Annotated in this window: 19 protein-coding genes; 3 read left to right on the top strand and 16 right to left on the bottom strand. The window is 70.7% G+C overall.

Features of this window, described 5'->3' with window-relative positions; genetic code table 11:
* Nucleotides 1–61: 61 nt before the first annotated feature.
* The 9 genes from OG251_RS42705 to OG251_RS42665 all read right to left on the bottom strand — a co-directional run bounded on the left by OG251_RS42705 (nucleotide 62) and on the right by OG251_RS42665 (nucleotide 10,951).
* Nucleotides 62–3,376, bottom strand: a complete 3,315-nt coding sequence (locus tag OG251_RS42705; RefSeq protein WP_326682656.1) for a non-ribosomal peptide synthetase — start codon at nucleotides 3,374–3,376, stop codon at nucleotides 62–64.
* 249 nt (nucleotides 3,377–3,625) lie between these two features.
* A complete protein-coding gene (locus tag OG251_RS42700) occupies nucleotides 3,626–5,296 on the bottom strand; it encodes a carbamoyltransferase N-terminal domain-containing protein (protein WP_326682655.1) in 1,671 nt (556 codons plus the stop codon).
* A 214-nt stretch (nucleotides 5,297–5,510) separates the two neighbouring features.
* The gene (locus tag OG251_RS42695) at nucleotides 5,511–5,762 is read right to left on the bottom strand and encodes a phosphopantetheine-binding protein (RefSeq protein WP_326682654.1); all 252 of its coding nucleotides are present in this window, start codon (nucleotides 5,760–5,762) and stop codon (nucleotides 5,511–5,513) included.
* A gap of 968 nt (nucleotides 5,763–6,730) precedes the next feature.
* Nucleotides 6,731–7,219, bottom strand: a complete 489-nt coding sequence (locus OG251_RS42690) for a S26 family signal peptidase (protein ID WP_326682653.1) — start codon at nucleotides 7,217–7,219, stop codon at nucleotides 6,731–6,733.
* The gene (locus OG251_RS42685; RefSeq protein WP_442818482.1) at nucleotides 7,216–9,126 is read right to left on the bottom strand and encodes an ABC transporter ATP-binding protein; all 1,911 of its coding nucleotides are present in this window, start codon (nucleotides 9,124–9,126) and stop codon (nucleotides 7,216–7,218) included. The genes OG251_RS42690 and OG251_RS42685 overlap by 4 nt, the downstream gene beginning before the upstream one ends.
* Nucleotides 9,127–9,182: 56 nt before the next feature.
* Nucleotides 9,183–9,779 carry a hypothetical protein gene (locus tag OG251_RS42680; RefSeq protein ID WP_326682651.1) on the bottom strand — a complete coding sequence of 199 codons (597 nt, stop codon included), beginning with the start codon at nucleotides 9,777–9,779 and terminating at the stop codon, nucleotides 9,183–9,185.
* Nucleotides 9,776–10,372, bottom strand: coding sequence for a MauE/DoxX family redox-associated membrane protein (locus tag OG251_RS42675; RefSeq protein WP_326682650.1), 597 nt, complete (start codon nucleotides 10,370–10,372; stop codon nucleotides 9,776–9,778). The genes OG251_RS42680 and OG251_RS42675 overlap by 4 nt, the downstream gene beginning before the upstream one ends.
* Before the next feature lie 83 nt (nucleotides 10,373–10,455).
* Entirely contained in the window at nucleotides 10,456–10,677 is a 222-nt protein-coding gene (locus tag OG251_RS42670; protein ID WP_326682649.1) for a hypothetical protein, read from the bottom strand.
* Nucleotides 10,678–10,729: 52 nt separating this feature from the next.
* The gene (locus tag OG251_RS42665; protein WP_326682648.1) at nucleotides 10,730–10,951 is read right to left on the bottom strand and encodes a hypothetical protein; all 222 of its coding nucleotides are present in this window, start codon (nucleotides 10,949–10,951) and stop codon (nucleotides 10,730–10,732) included.
* Nucleotides 10,952–11,445: 494 nt separating this feature from the next.
* Here OG251_RS42665 and OG251_RS42660 point away from each other — a divergent pair, with 494 nt between their 5' ends.
* Entirely contained in the window at nucleotides 11,446–13,881 is a 2,436-nt protein-coding gene (locus OG251_RS42660; protein WP_326682647.1) for an AfsR/SARP family transcriptional regulator, read from the top strand.
* Nucleotides 13,882–14,146: 265 nt separating this feature from the next.
* Here the strand turns inward: OG251_RS42660 and OG251_RS42655 are convergent, their stop codons facing one another.
* The 6 genes from OG251_RS42655 to OG251_RS42630 all read right to left on the bottom strand — a co-directional run bounded on the left by OG251_RS42655 (nucleotide 14,147) and on the right by OG251_RS42630 (nucleotide 18,350).
* Nucleotides 14,147–14,398, bottom strand: a complete 252-nt coding sequence (locus tag OG251_RS42655; RefSeq protein WP_326682646.1) for a hypothetical protein — start codon at nucleotides 14,396–14,398, stop codon at nucleotides 14,147–14,149.
* Between the two features lie 94 nt (nucleotides 14,399–14,492).
* The gene (locus OG251_RS42650) at nucleotides 14,493–15,137 is read right to left on the bottom strand and encodes an ATP-binding protein (RefSeq protein WP_326682645.1); all 645 of its coding nucleotides are present in this window, start codon (nucleotides 15,135–15,137) and stop codon (nucleotides 14,493–14,495) included.
* Nucleotides 15,138–15,247: 110 nt separating this feature from the next.
* A complete protein-coding gene (locus tag OG251_RS42645) occupies nucleotides 15,248–15,937 on the bottom strand; it encodes an SMI1/KNR4 family protein (RefSeq protein WP_326682644.1) in 690 nt (229 codons plus the stop codon).
* A gap of 297 nt (nucleotides 15,938–16,234) precedes the next feature.
* Complete coding sequence (locus OG251_RS42640; RefSeq protein ID WP_326682643.1) at nucleotides 16,235–16,528, bottom strand: DUF1330 domain-containing protein; 294 nt, start codon at nucleotides 16,526–16,528, stop codon at nucleotides 16,235–16,237.
* A 32-nt stretch (nucleotides 16,529–16,560) separates the two neighbouring features.
* Nucleotides 16,561–17,961: an MFS transporter gene (locus OG251_RS42635; RefSeq protein ID WP_326682642.1), complete on the bottom strand. Its 1,401-nt coding sequence runs from the start codon at nucleotides 17,959–17,961 to the stop codon at nucleotides 16,561–16,563.
* Nucleotides 17,962–17,987: 26 nt separating this feature from the next.
* Nucleotides 17,988–18,350, bottom strand: coding sequence for a MarR family winged helix-turn-helix transcriptional regulator (locus tag OG251_RS42630; protein WP_326682801.1), 363 nt, complete (start codon nucleotides 18,348–18,350; stop codon nucleotides 17,988–17,990).
* A 2,257-nt stretch (nucleotides 18,351–20,607) separates the two neighbouring features.
* On the opposite strand from OG251_RS42630, the gene OG251_RS42625 reads away from it, so the two are divergent.
* Nucleotides 20,608–20,892 carry a hypothetical protein gene (locus OG251_RS42625; protein ID WP_326682641.1) on the top strand — a complete coding sequence of 95 codons (285 nt, stop codon included), beginning with the start codon at nucleotides 20,608–20,610 and terminating at the stop codon, nucleotides 20,890–20,892.
* 80 nt (nucleotides 20,893–20,972) lie between these two features.
* Here the strand turns inward: OG251_RS42625 and OG251_RS42620 are convergent, their stop codons facing one another.
* Nucleotides 20,973–22,154, bottom strand: a complete 1,182-nt coding sequence (locus tag OG251_RS42620) for a PP2C family protein-serine/threonine phosphatase (RefSeq protein ID WP_326682640.1) — start codon at nucleotides 22,152–22,154, stop codon at nucleotides 20,973–20,975.
* A 568-nt stretch (nucleotides 22,155–22,722) separates the two neighbouring features.
* On the opposite strand from OG251_RS42620, the gene OG251_RS42615 reads away from it, so the two are divergent.
* A complete protein-coding gene (locus OG251_RS42615) occupies nucleotides 22,723–23,331 on the top strand; it encodes a Dps family protein (protein WP_326682639.1) in 609 nt (202 codons plus the stop codon).
* The last annotated feature ends 40 nt before the right edge of the window (nucleotides 23,332–23,371 follow it).

The following is a 23,371-nucleotide window of genomic DNA, read 5'->3' as shown; positions in this document are numbered from 1 at the left end:
TGGGACAGCCCTCAGGGGTTTCATGTGACTGCCCGTCCAGGGCCGTCACGAGGGAAACGGACTACCGGTCCGCTCCGTGCGGGCGCGTGAGCGGGCCGGATTCGGCCCCCTGCACGGGTTCCTGTTCCCCGGAGCGGCCGTCGACGGCACGAGCGAGGCGCTCGACGGTCCGGTGCGCGAAAACCTCCCGCACCGTCAGCGGCAGTCCGGCCCTGCGAGCGGCGTTGACCAGCCGGATCGCGGTGAGGCTGTTTCCGCCGAGGTCGAAGAACGGGACATCGGCGCCGACACCGGCGAGGCCGAGCTCCTGCGCGAACAGCCGGCACAGGAGTTCCTCGGTCCCGGAAACGGGAGACCGACGGGAAGCAGCGTCCGGCAGCTCCGGGGCGGGCAACGCCCCGCGGTCCAATTTGCCGTTGGGGGTCAGCGGAAGCGCGTCCAGCACAACGATCGATCCGGGCACCATGTAGCCGGGGAGCACCTCTCCCGCGAAAGTCCGCAGGTCCACCGGGTCGAGAGGTGCCGCGACCGACCCGTCCGGGACGGTGGGAACCACATAGCCGACCAGTTGCCTGTCCCCTGGACGGTCCTCCCGGATCACCACGGCGGCCTGCGCGACACTCCCGTGAGCGGCCAGAGTGTTCTCCACCTCGCCGAGCTCGATACGGAACCCCCGGAGCTTCACCTGCTGGTCGACCCGGCCGATGTAGTCGAGGGTGCCGTCGGCCCGCCGGCGAGCCATGTCGCCCGTCCTGTACATCCGTGAGCCCGGCGGGCCGAACGGGTCGGCCACGAAGCGTTCAGCGGTCAGTGCGGCACGGTTCAGGTAACCGCGGGCAAGGCCGGCGCCGGCGATATGGAGCTCCCCCACGACGCCATTCGGAAGCGGCCGCAATCCGGCGTCGAGGACGTACACCCGGGTGTTCCGGATCGGGCGCCCGATCGAAATGTGGCCGGCTGAGGGGGGAACGGTGGCCATCGTCGAATAGATCGTGGTCTCGGTGGGGCCGTAGGCATTGACCACCTCAGCTGCCCGCTCCGCCATGGCCCTGGCCAGCGCCGGCGGGAGCACCTCCCCACCGGTGAGCATCCGCAGGCCCGTCACGCCGTCGAGGTCGGCACCGAGCTGGGACTGCCACAGCGATGGCGTGGCCTGCATGACGGTAACTCCGGCGGACTTGACGACGGCGCTGAGGGCGGCCGGATCGTAGACGATGTCCTGGTCCGCGAGGACGACTCCGGCACCGGATATCAGCGGCAGCCACAGTTCGAGATGGGAGATGTCGAAGGCGATCGTGGTCACCGCGAGCCACCGGTCGCTGTGGCCGAGCGGGAAACGCTCACCCATGGCCCCGAGGAGGTTGACCAGCGCGCCGTGGGAAATGACGACCCCCTTGGGCCGTCCGGTCGATCCCGAGGTGTAGATCACGAAGGCGGGTGCCGCCGGCGGGACCGGGGCCGCGGTACCGCTGTCGGCGTCCTGCCCATCGCCGGTCGGCCTGTCGTCGGCCGGGTCCCCGTCCAGGAGCAGGCACGGCACCTTGGCCTCCGCAAGCCCGGCAGCCGTCGCGGACGTGGCGAGCGCGAGCACGGGGGCGGCGTCGTCCAGGATGTAGGCGATGCGATTCGGCGGGTAGTCCGGGTCGACCGGCAGATACACACCGCCGGCCTTGAGCACCGCGAGCAACGCGACGACCAGCCATTCGGATCGCGGCATGCACACGGCCACCAGCTTCTCCGGACCGACACCCCGCGCGGCGATCCGCCGGGCCAGATCGTCTGCTCGCGCGTCGAGTTCGGCGTAGCTGAGCCGCCGGTCGCGGAAGGCCACCGCGAGACCGTCAGGCGTCCGGCGCGCCTGGGCCTCGAACTGACGCTGTACGGGAACCGGCTCCGCATCTACCTCGGTACCGTGCCACTCCGTCGCCATGCGCTCGAATTCCGCTGGTTCCAGCAGCGGCGGCCGTCCGATGGGCAGGCTGGGATCCGCGGCGAAAGCGCGCAGCAGACGCACCAGCCGCGCCGCGAAGCGCTCGACGCTGACCCGGTCGTACAGGTCGTCGGCGTATTCGACGACCCCGCCGAGTTCGCCGCCGGGCTCCTCCCGAAAGTCGATCACCAGGTCAAAGCGTGCGTCGGCAGTGTGCACGTATTGCTCGGTGACTTCGATTCCGGGCAGGGCGAACTGCCGTACCGAGGCGTTCCGCAGTACCAGCATGATCTGGAAAAGCGGGTGCCTGGCCAGGGAGCGCGTCGGATGGACGGCGTCCACCACGCGGTCGAACGGCAGGTCGGAGTTGGCACGGGCCTCCAGACCGCTCTTCCGTATCCGGTCGAGCAGTTCGGTGAAGGCCGGATCGCCCGATGTGTCGGTCCGCAGCACCAGCGTGTTACGAAGGCAGCCGACCATGTCCGCCAGGGCCGCGTCGTCGCGGCCGGCCACCTGGCAGCCCAGCGGGATGTCGGTCCCGGCGCCGAGGCGGGTGAGCATGGCGGCGAGTCCGCCCTGCAACACCATGAACAAGCTTGTACGGGTGGTCCGCGCCAGCTGTGTCAGCCGGCTATGCAGCGCGGCGTCAAGCCGGATCGGAACGGTCGAGCGGCGCCGGCCGGCCGTGGCCGGGCGGCGCCGCTCGGTCGGTAGGTCCAGCTCATCAGGCAGTCCGGCCAGCGCCCGCCGCCAGAAGGCCAGCTGCGAACCCGCCGGGCTGCCGGTATCGCGTTCGTCGCCCATGATGCGCTGGTGCCAGAGGACATAGTCGGCGAACTGGGCGGCCGGCGGCCCGAAGCCGGGCTCCAGCCCTTGGGACCGGGCGGTGTAGGCCAGTGCGAGATCGGCTGCCAGCGGCTCGCACGACCAGCGGTCCATCGCGATGTGATGGACCGAAATCAGCAACACATGCTCGTCCGGCGAGACCGCGAACAGATGGCAGCGGATCGGCGGCGCAGCCGTCAGATCGAATCCGCGCGCCGCCTCGGCCGCCAGAGCGTCATCCAGTTCCCCGGGCGAGATGTCGGTAACCGGCAGCGCGGGCCTGAAGGCGCCGAGAACGACCTGGTGGGCGAGGTAGGCGGTTTCGGACTCCGTTCCGGGGAAGACCGTGCGCAGCACCTCGTGCCGTGTCACCAGGTCACTGAGTGCGCTCCGCAGGGCGGCGGAGTCGAGCCGACCGGACAGGCGCAGCGCCAACGTGATGTTGTTGGCCGCGGCGGCACGATCTCCGCCTCCCGCGACCTTGTCAAGAATCCATAGTTGCCGTTGCGCGGGTGACAGTGGGATCAGCACGGGACGCGACTGCCGGACCAGCGCGGGACGCCCTCCACCGTTCCCGCCGAGCGCCGCTGTCGGACTCTCCGGGGCCGGGTTCTCGGCCATGCTCATCACCTTTCGTCCTCTCGGCGCCCACACCCGTCGGGGCGTGCCATGTTCGTTTCCACGTGCTGCGATTCGAGGCCGGTCATCTCGGCGGTCCGCCCACGCGGAGCACGACGTCGGCCACGATGAAGAGGTCTCTCTCCGAACGGCCGGCCGGCGGACCGGATCTCGATCGGCGTCGTGACCGGGTACGCCAGTGAACTGCCGGGCCTGCGCGACTCCTTCACCCGCCCGGCTGCTCCACGCCCGTCATCGGGGCACCGTATTCGTGTACAACACGCCTTCCGACCAGATGTAGCGCGTCCCTCCCCAACGGGCGGCCGACGCCACGTCGGGAAAGAAGCCGCGCCCCTCGAAGTTCGCGCTGGTGTTGCACAGCACGGGCAGACCGCTGATCTCCTCGTACGCGGTGAGGATCCGGACGGCGGCCGAGCTGCTGTCGTCGCCGATGGTCTGAAGCCTGGCGGTACCGTCCAGGTGGACGACGGCCGGGACGCGTTCGGCCCACCCGGGGCGCATCCGGTGCTCGAACAGCATGTGAGGGTCCGGAGTGCCGGGGGTGAACACCTCGGGCGCCCGGGCTTCCAGGCAGATCGGGGCCACCGGCCGGTAATCGGCCCGGTTCTTCATCGCGTTGAGCCGGGCTTTCATCCCGGGATCATCGGCGGGAGCCAGGATGCTCCGGTTGCCCAAGGCGCGCGGGCCCAACTCGGCACGTCCCGAAAGGACGACCACCGGTTCGCCCTCCGTGTGCAAAAGCTGCGCCAGCCGCACCTCGTCACACGGCCGCGCCTGCCATCCGTCGGGAACCGGGCCGGCGACCAGCGCGGGTCCGGTGTAGACGTCCCAGTCGAGTGCGAGGTTCCCGCGGTGGAACGACTCGCACACGGCTGTGCCGATGGCCGCTCCGGCATCGTTCGGGAACGGCGGTGCGAATACGTCCCCGAAGAGCCCACTCGCGCGGATCAAGCTGTTCCACTTGATATTCAGGGCGCAGCCGCCACCGAGCACCAGATTGGGCCGACGGTCGGGGAACCTGCGCCTCACGACTGCGGCCAGCCGGTTCAGCAGACGCTGACCCAGGTACTCCTGAAACGTGGCGATGATGTCCGCGTCGGACATGCCCGGCATCATTTCGTCTCGGTTCGAGGCGACCTTCGCCCCCATGGTCCGTGCGTTCTTCATGCTCACGCTGGGGAATTCAGCGATGAGATCATCGAGCAAGGGGAAGGCATCGGGCTCCGCTGTACCCAGTGCCGAGTACGCCATCGCCTTACCCGCGATCGACAGGCGGTGGCGGAGCACCTCGTCCGGCGTCAGGCCAGTCAGGTCCGCCGCGTACGGGCTGAACTCCCCGGCGAAGTTCGCGAAGCTGTTGCCCGTGATCGGCAGCAGCACGGAGACCAACGTCACCTCGCGAGTGGCGGCCCGCACCTCGTAGAGCCGTGGCGCGATGCCCCCGTCCCACACCAGGGCGAGCGCGTCCTCGCCGTTCGCGGCGAAGGGGCTCGTGCAGTAGGCGGCGAGAAGATGATGGGCCACGTGGTGGAAGCTGGCATAGTCGGAACCGCCGATGAAGTCGGCACCGTCGAAACTGTGCCGCTGCAGTGGTTCCGCGCCGCCAAAGGTCTCCACGTAGGGGGCGACGGGGAGCTCCACCGGCCGGTCGCCGTTGTTCACTGTGACGGCGTGCGCACCGCTCGCGTCGGTCGTGTACCAGCCATCGATCACGAACTGGTCGACATCGGCCGGTGACAGTCCCTCGCGGTCGAGGATGTCGGACACCTTCCGCAGATCGCCCAGTGAACTGTAGCGGTCACCATTTTCTATCTTCTCGGTCTCGATACTGAACAGGAGACGGCCGTCCTCGATGACCGCGACCGCTCCGTCGTGGGTAGCCTTGATTCCGCAGATGAGCATGGATTCCTCAATTCCCTTGGGCACTGCCGGCGCAAGGGACAGGGGCCCTCGCCGGCAGTGCCGCCGGCCAGCCGTTCACATGCGCCTCACAGGCCGAGAGGCGGTCCGACCGCCCTGGGCCGCCTACTCGGTTCTGCCTTCGCGATTTCATTACCCTGCGGGAGTGGCAGCAGAGAATCCAGCCGCCGTCGATGGGTATGCACAACCTCGGCCTTTACGCCTTGCGCAGTTCGTCGATCGTCGACCACAGGGAACTCGGGGACTGCACGGTCCTGATATTGAGCCCGTCGGCGGGAACCATCACGTCGAATGCCCCCTCAAGATCCAGCAGCAGTCCGACCGCGTTGAGTGAATCGAGACCCAGGTTGATCAGGTCGGAATCAGGATGCAGTCGGTCCTCATCGCGCAGACGAGGCAGATAGCCGCGCACGAGGGTCTCGAACTCTTCAGGCCAATCGGCTTCCATCGATCTCCTCATTCACACGGACGGGGTTGGTGCGGGTTGCCGCTCGGCAGCCGCGGCGAGCACGGCCTCGACGATGTTCACCGGAGCCGTGGCAAGCGCCCGTCGCGGTAGGGAAGGAGAAGATGTCCGCGGCGATGACGTTGCGGCGGCGGACCCCGTCCGGTTCCATGCCGATCCCGGCGGCGTACAGGTCCACCGCACCGTGGCTCCCGACCTCCACGAGGCCCGGGTGACGACGATCGCGCCCCGCGGATCGGCCACCCGGCCCACTCGGGCGCCGAAGGCACTCATGCTTGCGTTCCGCTCTCGCTCATGCCTGTTGCTCCTCAGCACCCACATCTCTCAGCCGGGACGCGCAGCGTCGAACCGCTCTTTCCGCCATGCGGTGGAGGCCGCAGCTGTTCTTTCCTGAAGCACGCAGAGATTCAACGGTATGTCAGTGGTGTTGAAGCCTTTCAACACCCAGTCGTCCCAAGCGATTCACTGCAGATTATTGATGTCCAAGCGTTTCACCCCGGAGACGGCCCGCGTGCTTGTTGGAATAAGAAGTGATACTCCTGCCGGTCTGCCGAAGTGTCTAGTGGCCCTTTGACCATGGAGCATCGGCCAAATCGCCTGAATCGACGGTGAAGCGGCGTCGGACCTTGCGCACAGGACCCCAACAAGCGCGTCCGTCCGGGACTTCGCTGCCGCTCCTGTGCCGTGGCACGGAGCGTTTCGAGGGAAACCGGTGAGGGGCAACCGGCAGATCTCGTACGAGCTGCCGGGCAGGGCGTCGAGCGCGTGGTGCCCGCAGCGGCACCGGGCCGGTCCACGGCGGGCGGATCGATTCGCTGGGCCTGGACGCGAACGGGTCGCCGCTCGGCGTCCGCTGGAGAACCTCGGAGTCCGAGGTGTGGTGTGGGAGCTTGCTCACCGGCCGGCGGTGGCGGCGCGTGCTCCGGGGACGCGGAACCACCGGGGCGGGATCACCCCGCGTCCCTCACCGGCTCCGCCACGGGGAGGAGCGGATCAGCCGTGGTGACGGGGGCGGCCGGCACGGTGGGGGTGTGGCGGGGCAGAGGGCGTGTCACCACACCGGTCAGCAGGGCGCGGGTGACATAGCCGAAGCGGCGGGAGTCGACGCTCAGGGGCCGGTTGTCGCCCAGGACCAGGTAGTGGCCGGGCGGCACGACCGCGCCCGGGGGGACGCCCAGCCGTTCGGCGAAGAGGGCCGGAACCGGGTCGCCCGGCCCGGCGGCGACCCGTTTGATGATCAGCCCCTCGTGCGTCAGCCCCGCCTCACGGGCTCCGGGAGGCGGTTCGAGGACGACGACATCACCCCGGGCCGGGCCGGACGGGCGGCGGCGCACGAGGACGCGGTCGCCGTCACGGAGGGCGGGCTCCATGCTGGGGCCGGTGACGGTGACGGCCAGCAGACGGGTCCGCAGCAGACGGCGGGCGAGGCGCACGATCACGGAGAACCTCCGCTCCCGGAGGCGGCGGCCACCACGACGGCGGGCGGCTGCGTCCCGGCAGCGGCGCCGGAGAGCGGCGGGGCGACCGCGGAAGGCCCCTCACCATGAGCGCCGCCGTCGCCGTCGGGCGCGTACCCGCTGGCCTGGAGGCTGAACAGCCGGGCGTACACCCCGGAACGGCGCATGAGGTCGGCGTGCGGTCCCCGCTCGACGATCCGGCCGTCCTCCAGGACCACGATCGTGTCCGCGTCGCGCAGGGTGTTGAGGCGGTGCGAGATGAGCAGCCCCGCCCGGCCCGCGCGGTGGCGCCGCAGCCGGCGGTGGATCTCGTACTCCGCCTCGGGGTCGAGACCGGAGCCGGGCTCGTCCAGGACCAGCAGGTCGGCGTCGTCCCGGATCAGGGAGCGGGCGAGGGCGAGCCGCTGCCACTGGCCGCCGGAGAGGACGATGCCGGTCGTGGCATCGTCCTTGTCCCGCTCGCTGAAGAAGATCCGGCTCAGCAGGGTGTCGTAGCCGTGGGGCAGTCCGGTCAGCCGGTCGTGGATTCCCGCGACACGGGCGACCTGTTCCACCCGGTCGGGGTCCTGGAGCGCGGCGAGATCGCCCAGGGCGATGTTCTCGCGGGCCGTCAGGTCGTACTCCATGAAGTCCTGGAACGTCGCCCCCATCCGGCGGCGCAGCTCACGCGGGCACAGCTCGCGCAGGTCGACACCGTCCCAGAGGATCTGCCCCCGGCTGGGATCGTAGAACCGGCACACCAGCTTCACCAGCGTGGACTTCCCGGCGCCGTTGAGGCCGACGAGGCCCACGGCCTGCCCGGCGGGCAGGACCAGATCGACGCCCCGGAGCACCCAGGGCTGGTCCTCGCCGTAACGGAACCACACATCACGGAACTCCACCGAGTGACGCAGCGGCGGGACGGGACGGGGGCGGGCGGGCACCGGCAGATCGGGCCCTGCACCGGTCACGGTGAGGAAGTGGCGGAACATCAGAAGGGCGTGGTGGCCCATGGCGAGTTCGCCGGCGAGACCGGCCAGGGCCGCCTGCACTGCGGGCAGCGCGGTGACCAGGACGGTCACCCCGCCGACCGTGATCTGCCCCGAGCGGGCGGCCGAGACCGCCCACAGCAGGCCGGCCCCCGCGACCAGGGCCGAGAGCAGGGCGAGCCCCGCCTGGACGGCCAGCTCCTGACGGTCCATCCCCCGCTTCGCGGCGTCCGAGGTACGGCGCTCCGCGACCATCCGATCACCGAGGAATCGCCCCAGACCGAAGAGCCGGATCTCCTTCGCGGCCCGCAGATCCGTCAGGAGGGCGCTGTAGAACAGTTCCCGGCGCTCCACCGGGCCCACCGACCAGACGAGCGCGGCGCGCCGGCGGCTGAGCGCGATCTCGGCGCCGAGGACGAGGACGCCGGAGGCCAGGACCGCCGCCGCCATCCAGGGGCCGAGCAGGGCGAGCGCGCCGAGGAAGCCGGTGAGGGTCACCACGGCGCCGACGGTGCCGATGACACTGCCGACCGCGTCGACCGGGGCGGAGCCGCCGTACTGACGGGCCATCCGCAGCCGGTCCAGGAAGCGCGGGTTCTCGTACGGGCCGATACCGGTGAACCGGTCGACGGCGGTGTGCAGTTCGATCTGGGCGCGCAGCCCCACCGCCCGGCCGAGCTGGGCCCGCAGATACTGGAGGAACTGGGGTACGACGGCCACGGCGACACCGCAGCCGACCAGCAGCAGGACCGGACCGGTGAGCGAGCCGCCGGCGGAGGGGCCGGTGACCAGCCGGTCGATCACGGTCTTGAGGGTCCAGGCGGCGGCGACCGGGGCGGCGGACGCGGCCACGGTGAGCAGCAGCCAGCCCGTGAGTGTGGCGGGTGCCGCCCGGCGGGCGAGGCGGACCGCGGCGGCCATCACGGTGAGGAGCGGGGAGTCGTCGGGCTCGTCACCGGGTCCGGCGGCGGGGCCGGTCACCGGGCGGCGACGGGGGTACGGGGCCACCGGCCGACCTCGGTCACCACGAGACCGCCGTCGGGGCCGTGTCCCACCTGTACACAGCTGGGAAACGCCTTGGCGGCGAAAGCCCGGGTCACCGGGCCGTCATGGGACTCCTGGACGGTGGGCACCACGGCGGCAAGAGCGGCGGCCATCGACGCGTCGGACGCGCCCGAGCCGTGCTCGTCCGAGCCGTGCGAGTCGCCCGAGTCGTCGACGACCACGGCGAGTACCCGCCGGGCCTCCTCGGGCCGGTCCGCGTAGCGGGCGACGAAGCCGGGCAGCTTGTCGCGGCAGGGCGCGCAGGTGGGCGAGAAGAACGCGACGAGGGTTCCGTCGGCGAGATCCCGGTCGGTGACGGGGCTGTCGGGCGGGCCCGCGGTGAAGGAGGGGATCGAGGTGCCGACGGCCGCGATCCCGGACATGCCCTCGGGCATGCCGACGGCGGGCACCGGTGCGCGCTCCAGCAGGTCGGAGTGTTCACGCAGCCGTCGGACGACACCGACGGTGAGAACGAGGTTGACCAGGGCCAGGGCTCCGACGGCGAGGATGGCGACGGCGAGCGGATTCACGGGGCGGATTCCTTTCGGGGCAGGGGACGGAAGAGCGCGGCGAGGTCGTCGAGGGCCGTGACGAGCAGGCCGAGGACCGCACCCCCGAGAAGGGCGGTCAGCACCACCATCGGGTCGCCCCCCATCGGGTCGCCCGCCTCCGGGGACCGCCCGGTGACGGTGACGGCGACGAGGCCGGTGACCGCCACCGCGAGCAGAACGGAGTTGCGTACGGCGTGGACGGCGCCGAGCGGGGTCGTCGTACGGCCGAAGCAGCGGCAGGGGACACGACTGCCCCTGCGGGCGGCGTCGGCGGCCAGCGCGGTGAATGCGGCGAGCAGCACGGCGGCGGTCCCGAGCCCGGCGGCGAGTACGGCCGGGGGTGCGAGAACGCCCGGCAGGGCGAGGGCGGGTACGAGGGCGGCCTCCGCGGTCACCACCAGCACGGCGAGGGTGCGGGCGGGCAGCGGGGCGGACAGCGGCCGGGCGGGCGGCAGGGAGCGCACGGTCCCGGTGAACTCCGCGAAGGCGGCCCGGCTCCGTACCTTGCCCATGACCGAGCGCGTGAACACCAGCAGCAGACAGCCCCGGACCGCCCAGAGGGCGAGTTCCACGACGGTGTCCTTCTTTGAGGGGGTGGCCCCCGGCGGGGGCGGCGGGAGAGTTCCCCCTCCCCCGCCAGGGGCCGACGGGCTGGTCAGGCGGTGCAGTTGGCGCAGCGATAGCTCTGGTAGTAGCGGGTGCCGTCGGAACAGACCTGGTAGGTGGAGAGCGCCCTGAAGCCGGTCTGGTGGCACACCGGGATCATCGTCCGGATGCACGATTCCTCGGTCCAGCACTGGACGGCGGCGGCCGCCTCCGCCCGGGGGACCAGGCGGTCGACCAGATCATCGGACAGTTTCCGGAACCACTTGCGCACGGGAGACCCTTTCGTCGAGGAGAGGTGGGTGAGGGATGGTGCCGGGGGTGGGTCAGCCGTTGCAGCGGGCGCAGCGGACGCCCCGGTAGGAGCGGCTGCCGTCGGCGCACACCTGGTAGATGAAGTAGCCCCAGCGGCCGGTGGAGCCGCAGAGCTGGAGCGGCCCCTGCTGGCAGATCTCCTCGGTCCAGCACTCGGTGGCGGCGGCGGCCTCCGCCCGGGGGACCAGGCGGTCGATCAGGGAGTCGGAGAGGTTTTCGAACCACGCGCGCATGAGAGGTCCTTCGGTTGGTGTTGTTGTGAGCGGCCGGCCCTGGGGCCGACCGGCCGTTGCGGCGCTCGCGGCGGTGGCGCGGGAAACGCGGCTGCCGTCGGCGCGGACGTGACGGGTCACGGCCGTCCGGAGGCCGGTACCGGGTCGCGCCGCGGAGCCGGTGCGCCCTGTCGGGCGGCGGGGGATTCCCCGTACCGGCGCCCGGTGGCGGCGGCCTCCGCCTGTGGGACCGGACGGCCGGTCAAAGAACCGGGCCGGTTCTGGAACCACATGCGCATGGACTTCCTCTGGGTGAGGGGACTCGGTGTGCTCCCGGCCGATTGCGTGGAAGCGTCTTCGGCCCCGTCAGCTTCCGGGGACGCCCTTGCACGAATCTTGAGCAAATCTGAAATCGGCGGCGGCCGGTGGGATGGCACTCAGCGGACGGACGGGACGCGTTGGACATCGGGTACGGAGTGCTCGGGGAGATCGAGGCACGGCGGGACGGATGCCGTATGGACCTGGGCCCGGCCCGGCAGCGGACCGTCCTGGCGGCGCTGCTGATGGACGCCGACCGGTTGGTGCCCCTGGAGGGGCTGGCGGAGCGGGTGTGGGGTGCCCGGCCGCCGCGTCAGGTCACCGCGACGCTGCACAGCTACCTGTCACGGCTGCGCCGGGTGCTGGAGCGGCCCGCACAGGGCTCCGCCGTATCGGAGGAGGCCGGTACGGGGTGGTCCGCCATCGTGCGGCGGCCCGGCGGGTACACGGTGCTCGCCGGTCCGGGCGCGGTGGACGCGCATCTCTTCCACGATCTGGTCGCGCGGGCGCGGGCCGCCGACGGTGACCGGGCGCTGGAGTTGTACGACCGGGCGCTCGCGCTGTGGCGGGGCGAGCCGTTCGCGGGGGTGGACACCCCGTGGTTCAACGCGGTACGGGCCTCGCTGTCGGAGCAGCGGCACGCCTGTCGGCTGGACCGCAACGACCTGGCGCTGTGGCTGGGGTGTCACAGCAAGCTCCTGCCGGAGCTGGGTGCCTGCCACGACGAGCACCCCTGGGACGAGCGGCTGGCAGCCCAGCTCATGCTCGCGCTGTACCGGAGCGGGCGGACGGCGGACGCGCTGCGCTGCTTCGAGCGGGTGCGGTGCGCGCTGGCGGAGGAACTGGGCAGTGATCCGGGGCTGGAGCTGCGGCGGCTGTATCAGCGGGTGCTGGCGGGCGATCCGGCGCTCGGGCCGGCCGGGCGGTCGGCCGCCGTCCCGGTGACCGGTTCCGCCCCGGTCACCGGGACGGCGGGCTCCCTCACGGTGACCAGCTCCCCCGCGGTGTCCGGCTTCTCCGCGGTGTCCCGCTCCTCCGCCGGGGCGGGCTCCCTCACCGAGCCGGACCCCCGCACGCTCCCGGACGGGCAGCGCACCGGCGCGGTGCCGCATCAGCTTCCTCCCGCGACACGGTGCTTCACCGGGCGTACGGCTGAACTCGCCCTCCTGGAACGGGCACTGGGCCAGTCGCCGGACGAGACGGCGGACCGGGCGCCCGGCGGCGGTTCCGGCGCGGGGCCGGTGTGTGTCATCAGTGGCGGCGCGGGGGTCGGCAAGACCTCGGTGGCACTGCACTGGGCGCACCGGAACACCCGCCGCTTCCCCGACGGCCAGCTGTACGTGGATCTGCGCGGGTTCGCCCGCGAGGGCGCTCCGCTGGCGCCCACCGAGGCACTCCGGCTGCTCCTGTGCGGTCTCGGTGCGGACCCGGGGGCGGTCCCGGCCGGTCAGGGGGCGCTCGCCGGGCTGTACCGGAGCGTGGTCGCGGACCGCCGGGTGCTGATCGTCCTGGACGACGCCGCGGATGCCGAGCAGGTGGCGGCGCTGCTGCCGGCGAGCGCCGGGGCCGCCGTGCTGGTCACCAGCCGCCGCCGGCTGACCGGGCTCGCCGTCACCCAGGGGGCGCGGACGGTGCCGCTGTCCACGCTGTCCGGGGCGGACTCCAGGGAACTGCTCGGCCACCGGCTGGGCGAGGCGCGGCCGACGGCCGAGCCGAAGTCGACGGCGGCCCTCGTGGAGCAGTGCGCGGGCCTGCCGCTGGCGCTCGCCGTGGTCGCGGCGCGGGCGGCGGCCCGGCCCGGCTTTCCGCTGGCGGCCCTCGCCGAGGAACTGCGGGACGAGGCGGGGCGGCTGACCGCGCTGGGCACGGATGATCCGTCGGCGGATGTCCGGACGGCGCTGCGTCTGTCGTACCGGGCGCTGGGCGGTGCCGCGGCCGGGGCGTTCCGGCTGCTGTCGGCGGTGCCTGGGCCGGACATCGGGCTGGGCGCCGCGGGGAGTCTGCTGGGCCGTTCCCCGGCGTCGGCGCGGGCGCTGCTGCGAGAGCTGGAGGCGGTCCATCTGGTGGAGCAGCACCGGCCCGGCCGGTATCGGGTGAACGCGCTGGTGCGGCTGTACTCGGCCGAGCTGCGGGAGGCGGAACCGTTCGAGCGGGCGCTGCGGCGGGTGCTGGACCACTATCTGCACACGGCGCGGGCGGCCGATCGGCTGCTGGACCCGTACCGGTATCCGCCGGTGTGGCTGGGGCCACCGCTGCCGGGAGTGACTCCGCAGCGGCCCGCGGACCGGCGCGCGGCGGGGGCCTGGTTCCGCAATGAGTGGGCGTGTCTCGCGGGGGCCCGGCGGGTGGCGGAGCGGCGGAAGTGGGACGTGGTGGTGTGGCAGCTGGCCCTGGTGCTGGACGGCTTTCCGTCGCGGCGGGGTCGGGCGTACGGGTCCGGGACGGTATGGCCCGGGGGTACGGCGGCGGCCGGGGCGGCTGGGAGCGAGCTGCCCGGCGGAGCGCGTCGCCGCGCGGTCCACAGCCGTCGCCCGGGGCACGCCCCGGTGGAGACCGGGCCCCTGCGGGGCCGGGACGACGGCGCGGGGCGGGTAACGGCGGGGGGCGCGCCGCCGCGGCCGTGCCTGGCGTAGACGGATGATCGGGCGGGCACCCGGCCGGGGACGGTGGTGGCGGTCATGGGGCCGCAGGGCGGCGCCGGTTGCGGGGTCGCGCAGGGGCGACAGCACCTGGATCAGGGCAGCCAGGGCAGCCAGGGCATCCGGCGCCGGACCGCCGAGAGATGTCGAACGCTTGACCCGAAGGACCCAGCCGCCTGGCTCGCCCCAGCCCACCGAGTGGGGCTCGACTTCAGCTCCGCGCCGAGCCGCCCGGCATCAGTAGGAAGCCGTTCGTGGCCTACGAGGCCAAGCCCCCCACCGCGCCGAGCGAGGAGTTGGTCGAGGCGGTCGCGCGGTGAGAACGCGGCCGGGCTCGGGGCGGACGTTCCGGGAGCTGCCGCCCGGGCACATCCGCCCCGAAGACGACGGTGAGCCGCCGGGGCGGGTCGACGTCGGCGGTGCCCGGAGAAGTCCGGGCACCGGAGATGGCCGCGTCGACCGTGCGCACCGCCCGGACCGCTGGGATCACCAGGGCCATCGACCTGATCATCGGCGAGGAAGGTACGTACTGCGGGTCGTTCGCACATGCCGCGGGGCCGAACGGGCCGCTCTCCCCGGTGCAGCTCGGTCGTACCGCCCTGTGGTCACGGACCTGGCCGCTCCTCGCCGTCGCGCTGATCGTCGAGGCGGGCAACCAGGTCGGGCCAGTGCGCGGACCACCGCACCGGATCGCCCGCGGTCAACGACCACCGTGAACGCAGGGCTTCGACAGGCAGGAAGCGGACGCAGGTCCCCGTGGTCCCGTCGGCTTCGACGGGCCGCAGATCGGTCACCGGGACGCCGTGCTCATAGCGCTGGCTCCAGGATCCGTTGAGACGGCGGTTGGTATGAATCAGCCACTCGCTGAGCGCTGCGACGACGGACATGCCGCGACGCGGGTGTCCGTTCGGAAGCCGCTCCGCCTCCGGGAGGTCGAAGAACCGAAGATCCTTCGTGGCCATGACCGGTTTCTTGACCACGTGGCCATGCTCGTCGACCCGAGTGTCGGTGCCCCGGCCGTCGTCCTTCACCGACACCGAGCCGTCGGCGTGCAGCGTGACCACGCATCGTCCGCCGCCTCGGCTCGCTGCCTCGTCGGCGGCGTAAGCAACGATTTCGAGAACGAGGTGTCCAGGCCCGCCCGGCGCGAACTCCGCGGATCCCCGGCGGATCCGGCCGAGATGGTCCGCGTCCACGACGCCGGCCCAGTCGTGCGTGGTGTTGACCCAAGTAGCGCTTGATCCATCCATCCGACAAGTATCCGCCGCGCACCCATTCCGGCTGCGGCAGCGATCCGCTCAGCAGGGGTCGCCGGGACCGTGCCCGGTGCTCTCGCCGAGGTCCGCACGCCATGCTGGCGTCAGGCGTTCGTAGGTGGCTGGTGCGCGGTGAGCTCGGCCTGCCGCAGCCAGTCGCTGTACCAGCGAGTGAATGTGACCGGCTCGCCGGCCGGGTCGCGGAGGGGGACCAGGTCGCCGTCGTCCGCCCGCCAGTCGGACCAGACGGTGCCCCGATGGGTGCCGCTGATGATCAGCCACTCCCTCTGGGCGCAGCCGAGGTGGGAGATCACGATCGCGCCGGCGGTGCGCTCGGGGGCGAACACCAGGGCGTGCCAGCGTTCGTCCCACGCTTCGATGGCGTCGTCGAAGTCCTCGATCTCGTCGAAGCCCTCTTCTTCAGGGCGTACGGCGAGAAGTGCGTCGCGGTCCCGGGGATCCGGTCCGTGACCGGGAAAGGGCCGGGCGAGCATGGAAAGATCGGCCAGGTCGGCACCGTCACCTTCCCAGCGCCAGCGGCCTTGGACGCGGCGAACGGGAAAGAGGCCGTACGCAGGACCCGCGCCGCCGGCACCGACGCAGGTGAGGAAGGTTCGGTACTCATCGGGCAACCGCACGCCTATCTGTGCTTCGAGTTCGGCGAGCCCGTCGGCGGCCAAGGGGTCGTCCAGAGCCCATCTGTGCCCGTGCGAGCCGAACACCCTGCTGCTCCCCGACAGGGCACCCAAAACGCCCACACGCCGGCGGACACCGCTCCACTGCTGATCAATCATGCCCAGACCATAGGCGGAGCCAGTGACAGCGGAACCTGCCAAGGACACCGTATGACCTGTGGGCCACCCAGAACGCTGAGCCCGGCCACCCCGGTCTGTTTGAACCGGTCGTCGGTCAGCGTCCACTGCCCGGCCGCTTCCCCTCGCCACCACCCGTACGGAAAGTGTCCCTGCCTGCCGACCGGCACCTCGTCGCTCTCCACACGGGGCCGCTGGAGCACGACCCGGGTATGCGGCCGGCCTTGTTTCAGCAGGAGACATGTCCCTCGCAGGTCATGTCCGACGCAGCCTCGATCGTCAGTCGAGGCCTTCGATGATGCGGAAGTCGCGCTCGACGCCGTCAGCAAGTGCGGCCAGGGCCTCCTGGTAGGCCGCACTCGCATGTGCGGCGACCGCCTGTTCGAAGCTGTCGAACTCGATCAGGACGGTGCGCTCGGCGATTCCGGCGTCGTGGGCGACGACCCGACCGCCACGGGCGAGGGCCCGGCCGCCCCCGGCCTGGACGGCCGGAGCGGCCAGCTTGTTGTAAGCAGCCAGCTTCTCGGGGTCTGCAATGGTGCGGTAGGCGCTGACCCAGTAACCCTTGGGCATGGAACCTCCAGTGTGGGACGAGTGCATCTGACTTACGGGTTGGTCTCGGACGAGCGTCGGCGGGCGAGGGCAAGGCCGGCCATCGTCGTGATCGCCATCGCGGCGACGCCGATCAGCGCCGCGGTCGTGTAGGCGTCGTCGTTCGGGAAGAGGCGGCCCGTGGCGGTGCCGGAGGCCAGGACCAGACCGCCGATGGCGCTGCCCAGGGAGTAACCGACGCTGCGGACGACGTAGTTGAAGCTCATGGCGCTCGACGTCTCGCTCTTGGGGGTGACGGCCAGGATGACGCCCGGCATGGCGGCCGAGAAGCTGCCGACGCCGAAACCCAGCACGCCCATGGCAGCGAGCAGTTCGGCCAGGTTGGACCGGGCGGTGGCGAACAGGACGAACCCGCCGCCGACGATGGCGGCGCTGCCGGCCAGCAGCAGGGGGCCGTCGATCCGTTCGCGGACCCGCGGCGTGAGCTTGCCGGCGACGAACCCCAGCACGGAGAACGGGATGAGGACCAGCCCCGCCACGAAGGTGGTCAGTCCGAAGCCGTAGCCGGCGCTGCGCGGCGTCTGCGCGTACCGGGTGATGAGCGTGAGCAGGAGGTACATGCCGCTCCCGCCGACGAACATGGCGATGTTCGCCCCGGCGACCGCCGGGTGCCGTACCGCCCGGACATCGACCAGGGGCGACTTGGTCCGCAGTTCGGAAACGGTCCAGAGGCAGAGCAGGAGTACGGCGGCGACGGCAAGGGTCACCGCCACGGCGAGGTGTCGGCTCCACAGGCTCCTCTCGCCGGCCAGGAACAGGACGAGGAGCAGTCCGCCCGCCAGGACGAGCGCACCGGCCACGTTCACGTGAGCGTAGCGGCCCTCGGGAGCTGCGGGCATGGAGCGCCACGCGGTCACGAAGGCGATGGCGGTGACGAGCAGGCCGAGGCCGTAGGCGGCCCGCAGTCCGGCGAACTCGGCGAGCAGGGCGGCCAGCGGGTAGCCGACGCCCGCGCCGATGATGGAGACCACTGAGATCAGGGCGATCGTGGCCGCGCTGCGCTCCTCGGGAAGATGGTCGCGGGCCACGCCCATCATCAGCGCCGTGAGACCGAGTCCGACGCCTTGGGCCGCTCTGCCCACGAGCAGCCAGGCGAACGGCAGCGTCAGCACGGTGAGCGCGCTGCCGACGACGACGATCGCCAGCGTGGCGAGAATCGTGGCCCGCCGGTGCGGACCGGCTCCGAGCCGGCCGAGGACGGGTGTGGCGACGGCGCCGCTGAGCAGGGCGATGGTCAGCGTCCACTGCGCGCTGTCGAGGGAGACATGGAACGTGGTCGCCACGCTGGTGATGAGCGGCGTCCCGAGACTGGCGACCGCCGCCACGACCAGGGCGATGAACAGCAGGGCAGGGACCAGCAGACGCACTTCGGAACGTATCGGGGCAGTACTCATCGGCTGGTCATGAGCTTGGTCCCCGGTCACCGGTCCGACACCTCTCGGGCGCGGCTTTCGATCTCCGCCAGATGCAGCAGCGCCGGAAGGGCTGCTGCCAAGGCCTCGACCTCGTCACCGGTCAGTTCGTCGATCAACTGCGCGTACGCGTCGACGCCCGCCCGGCGTCGCGTCCGGACGTACGACGCGCCGGCTTCGGTCAGGCAGACCAGCGTGACCCGCCTGTCGGACGGATGGCCCTTCCGCTCGACCAGCCCGGATTCCTCCATCACCCGGACCAGGACGGTCATCGCGGGCTGGGTGACGCCCTCGGACACCGCCAGATCGGTGATCCGTCGCGGGCCGGTCCTGTCCAGGGTGGCCAAGGTGGCGGCGGACGTCAGGCTCATGTCGCGGGGAAGGCGTCTCACGGCCCTGGTGGCCAGACCGTAGAGGGCTGACCCGATGGCATCGGAAGCGTCATGCGCGGCGTCTCGGCGACTCATGGCTGAAGCATAGTGGATTTATATGAATCCTTTATGCATCTTGGATCGGGGTGGTGAACGAGACGACCGCCCGACCTGCCTGCGGCGCCCCACCCGGATCCGAAGGACCGGAGAACCCGGCCATGGTGCCGGGACTCCACCATGCCCGGGCAACAGAACCGCCTCGACCACCCAACAGTTGATGATCAACGCAGCCACCTCGGCCCAACCGAAACGGCAAGGTGAAATGACAGCGAAAAAACGCCACACTCTGTCAGTAGAAGCGCCGTAAGAATCCACTGCAGGCCAATTAGATCCCCAGACCGTAGAGCATGTGAACCATGAATCATGCTGCCGAATAAGTGACTTAATCCACTGACATCCTGCAGGCGTCTCACAAAGCTTCCCTCGGGGGGTGGGGCGGTGGTGTCGGTGTGTACGCATACGGGCTCGCCTCGTCCGCCCCGGTCCTTCGGTGCGCTCGGCGCGTGCGAAGCCAGGCAGTGCAAGAAGGTTGCGCAGCATCGCGGGTTCTCGGCCAGGGCGTCGGTCATCGCCCTGGTCAGGTGCGTGCGGGCCCCGAGGGAGGCCGACTGCTGGGCCGCATCCGGGTGAGTGTCACCGGGCGGCCGGGGGGCTCTCGCCATAATCATCTTTCGCACTGCCCCGCACTGAAATAAGTCACGAAAAAGCAATTCTGTTCCAATTGTTTCACGCTTCTTAAGTATTACTTATCCATCATCCTTGCGTGTGGTTACCCCGCTGAGCGGCCGGGGAATGGTCACAGGCGAGCGGGAAAGTAAAATGCGACCACTGCGGTTCGGATTCTGATCCGGCAATTTGAATGGCCGCTCGCTCTCCGCTCCCGTCAAGCCGTCCCGTCTCGGGGCGGGACGGCGTCCACCCGGCGCACCTCACGGGTGCGAAGAACCTCAGGAGGCGGCATGGCCACAGCGTCCACCACCACATCCTCTGAAGCACCATTACCTGCGCAGAGTCCACCCGAGGGCTCGCGCGCCCCGGTTCTCGACGGCCGCGATCCGGCGTGCGGTCCGCCGCCCGGCGAGCAGGGGCCCGCCGGACCTCAGGGTCCGCCCGGACCTCAGGGCCCGCCAGGCCGTACGGGCTGCACGGGTCCTGCCGGACCTGTGGGGCCTGCGGGCGCGACAGGTCCCGCGGGTCCCACAGGGATTCCCGGACCGGTAGGCCCGGCCGGCCCGCAGGGCCTCCGCGGCAACGAGGGGCCTGCGGGCCCGGAGGGTGCGGGCGGCCCGTCCGGCCCGGAAGGTCCCGTCGGGGCCAAGGGCGGCGAAGGCCAGCCGGGCAGGGACGGCAGGGACGGAAAGCCGGGTGCCCACGGGCTGCCCGGAGCCGACGGCAGGGAAGGACCGGCCGGGCCCAGGGGGCCGCAGGGGCCCAGGGGCGACTTGGGCCCCGAGGGGGCCGTTGGGCCCCGGGGCTCCCGCGGTGCCAAGGGCGAACCCGGTGATCCGCCCAGCCCGGAATACCTGAAACAGCTCATCAAGGAGGCCCTCGCCGAGATCGGATTCTGTGTCCCAGCCTGAGACCCCCGTGCCTTCCGGCTGATCGGCCCCGGCCGAACCCATTCACCAGATGCGGAGCATCGCTCCCGAGACAGGGCCACGGGGCGGGCCGTACCCGCCCCGTGGCAGTCGAGCGCTCCCGCAGATGCCGTTCTGCCCTCCGTCGGCGTTTCTGCTGGTGGCTGTCGCGGTCTGACATCCCGTCGCTGTCACTTGCCCACTGGCACCAACCCGGCACATCCCACCCGGACCGGCAAGCAGCGTGAACACCCGGTCCGGGCAGCCGTGCTGCCGAGGAGCGAACCCGGTTCCCCGCCCTCGGACTCACACCCCGTCCCGTCCACGCCCCCAAGAAGACCAAGAAGGGCGCCGGGGTGTTCGAGCGTGACGTACTGGCAACTCTGTGAACGCTGAAGCGGACTCGATTCTGTCGACGATCTCCCGGCCTCGGTGGCCCGTCCCGGGTGACGCCCACCTCGTGAACGTCATCGGCCCGGAACGTATCCCGCGCCCGGCCGTCGTACAGGACCGCTCCGAGCGCTGAGGGCTCCGCCGGCCTCAGGCGAGGTGTCCCGGCAGGCGCGCCGGGCACCTCGCGCATCTGTTGATCGCCACGGAACCGAAGTCTGCGCTGATCGATGGCTTCGCACGGCCGGTTCCGGTGGTTCGGCGGAGGCCGGAAGGCCAACTCGGAGCCGCCGGGACCGGACGGATTCGCTTCCGCCGTGCAGGTCGTCCGGCCCGAAGACGTGGTCGAGTCCATCCCGTCCGGGGACGACGTCGGGGCCGTCGTGGAGGTGGTACAGGCCTACACCGAGGCCGGATCCACCGAGATCGCCCTCGTCCTGATCGGAGGCGATCACCAGGAACCGTATCTGGAGTGGGCGCAGCGAGAACTGGTACCCGCGCTGCGCGACATCTGAGACCTCGCGGAAATCGGACGCCTGCCGTAGCTGTCGTCGTGCGCCGGCCAGGGATTACGGGGCAACCCTTAGCCTACGACTCATGGCTGGGGGCTCTTCCATTCGAACATGAGAATGGTCGCGTCGTCTCGGAGCCTTGCGCTCCCCGAGTCCAGAAGTGAATGGATGAGCCGGCGCAATGTCTCCGGAGCGAGCTCTCCTGCCGCGGCGGCGCGTACGACGTAGTCGACGAAACGCTCGACTCCGAACTCCGTTCCGTTGCGCATGCGTGATTCCGTCGTGCCGTCTGTGTACATGAGCACACGGTCTCCCGGTTCCAGAGCGATCTGGTGGACCTGGCGGGGGCCGGAAGCGAAGACGGAGGGAAAGCCCATGGGCGGGTCCGCCTCCATTTCCATCGCACGGGGGACCAGCGCCCCGCACCGGATGAGCAGCGGGGCCGGATGACCGCAGTTGATCCAGCGCAGTACGCCGGAGGGCAGGTCGAGCTGGGCCAGGATGCCAGTGCAGAACTGTTCCGGAAGCCACTGGGAAAGCGCGGCGTCGACGCTGTCGACGAGCAGCGGCAGGTCGGCTCCGGTGCGACGTGCGTTGCGGCAGGCGGCCAGCGTGACGGAGGTGGCGAGGCCGGACGTCAGGTCATGGCCCATGGCATCGAGGATCGATGCGTGCAGAGTCGTAGCCGTCAGGGCGTGATCGAACCCGTCTCCCGCGATTTCGTAGGCAGGCTCCAGAACAGCCGTCGAGACGACGTGAGTGGTGCCGATGGTGCGGGGAGGAAGAAGCGCCCGGAGCAACTCTGCGGGCAACTGCATCGGTTCGGTGCGGGTCCGGCGCACGAAGGAGTCCTTGTAGGACCGCTTCGAGGTGATCATCATGGCCAGAAGGGCGGCGAGGGCCCGGGCACGGCAGAGCAAAACGGGGTCGAGTACGGGAGACAGCACCGCCACCACACCCAGGCGTTCCGCGCCGTCCACCAGCGGCAGCCACGCCGTCAGGCCGCTCACTTCGCCTTCTTCCACCCGCAACGACTGGGTGCGATAGGCCCAGCCGGCGAGTGAGGCGTCGATTTCGAGGTCCTGTCCATGTCCCGTCAAGGGAACCAGAAGACGCTGCTGCAGATCGGTCAGGTAGACCACCGAATGCTTCAGGCCGAGGGCCGTGGAGCATCGTTCCACGGCTGTCGCCAGATCCAGGGCCGCATTGGCCGGGTCGGCCAGGAAAGCGGCCAACAGGTCTTCGCCGGTCGCGGATGCCGTCATTGCGCCGCCCTTCCTCGTGCGTCGCCTGCCTCTCCCACGTGAGCAGTGTCGCCCGGCCTACCCCCGTACGCACGGCGGGGCACCAGCCCCGCGAACCGGTACGTACTCGATGAAAGAGGCCCCCTGCTGGCGGGTGGGCCGGTCGAGGCGACGATGCCGGATGGAACGACAGCGTTCTTCGACCGCTTCGAGGGGGGCCGATCTGCGTCTCCGGGAGAAGGAGGACACAGCTCTGGTGCGATACCGGACACCGGCGTCACAGCTGGGTCCGCGCCCCGAAGTCGCCGCCGGGGCCCGCAGAGTGCGTCGGAGCGATGAACGTGCGAGGGGTGGCCAGGACCGTCGGTGCCGCAGCCGGGACGGGCTCGTGACGTCCCGCCGATGACGCCGAACGTGGGTCGTTTTCGCGATAGGAGCAGGCGGAAGCAGATCCAACCGAGAGCCATGTTCTGCGGCTGCGACCCGTTGAGGAGGCAGCCGCCTGATCAGCCCGACAGCCTCCACTCTGGTTACAAACGCCCGAGAAGGGGCAGAGGAAAAGGCGTAATTCATCCTACGAAGGAGCGATATGGCAGTCTCCAGCGAGCCCCGCTACACGGTGCCAGGCCTCAGTATCAAGGCGGGCAAGCAGGTCATCTCACTTCTGGGTATGCGTCTGCATGCGCTGAACGACTTGGCACTCACCCTCAAACACATTCACTGGAACGTGGTAGGGCCTCATTTCATTGCCGTTCACGAGATGCTCGATCCACAGACCCTCGCCGTGAGGGGTATGGCTGACGACACAGCGGAACGTATCTCTGCGCTCGGCGGCGAACCGCAGGGCACTCCCGGCGCCCTGGTCGACGAGCGGACGTGGGACGACTACAGCCTCGGCCGTGCAGACGCACTGGCTCATCTGGGGGCGCTGGACCTGGTGTATTCCGGCATCATCACGGAGCACCGCTCGGCCGTCTCCAAGGTCAGCTCCATCGATCCCGTCACTGAGGATCTCCTCATCGAGCACCTCCGTTCCCTGGAGCAGTTCCAGTGGTTTGTCCGGGCCCACCTGGAGAGCTCCGGCGGGTCTCTTGCCACGGCCGGCGCCAGGACGGAGAAGCAGGCTGCCAACGCTGCGGCGCCGATCAGGAAGCCGGCTGCCAAGCGGGCGCCGAAGAAGGCCGGCGGCAAAGCGTAGCGGGTGATGTACGGCCCGGTGCGCAGCACCACGGTGAGCT

The organism is Streptomyces sp. NBC_01237, from assembly GCF_035917275.1.
Taxonomy (GTDB): domain Bacteria; phylum Actinomycetota; class Actinomycetes; order Streptomycetales; family Streptomycetaceae; genus Streptomyces.
The sequence above is the reverse complement of the archived record's forward strand: the minus strand, read 5'-3'. Positions and strand labels throughout refer to the sequence as shown.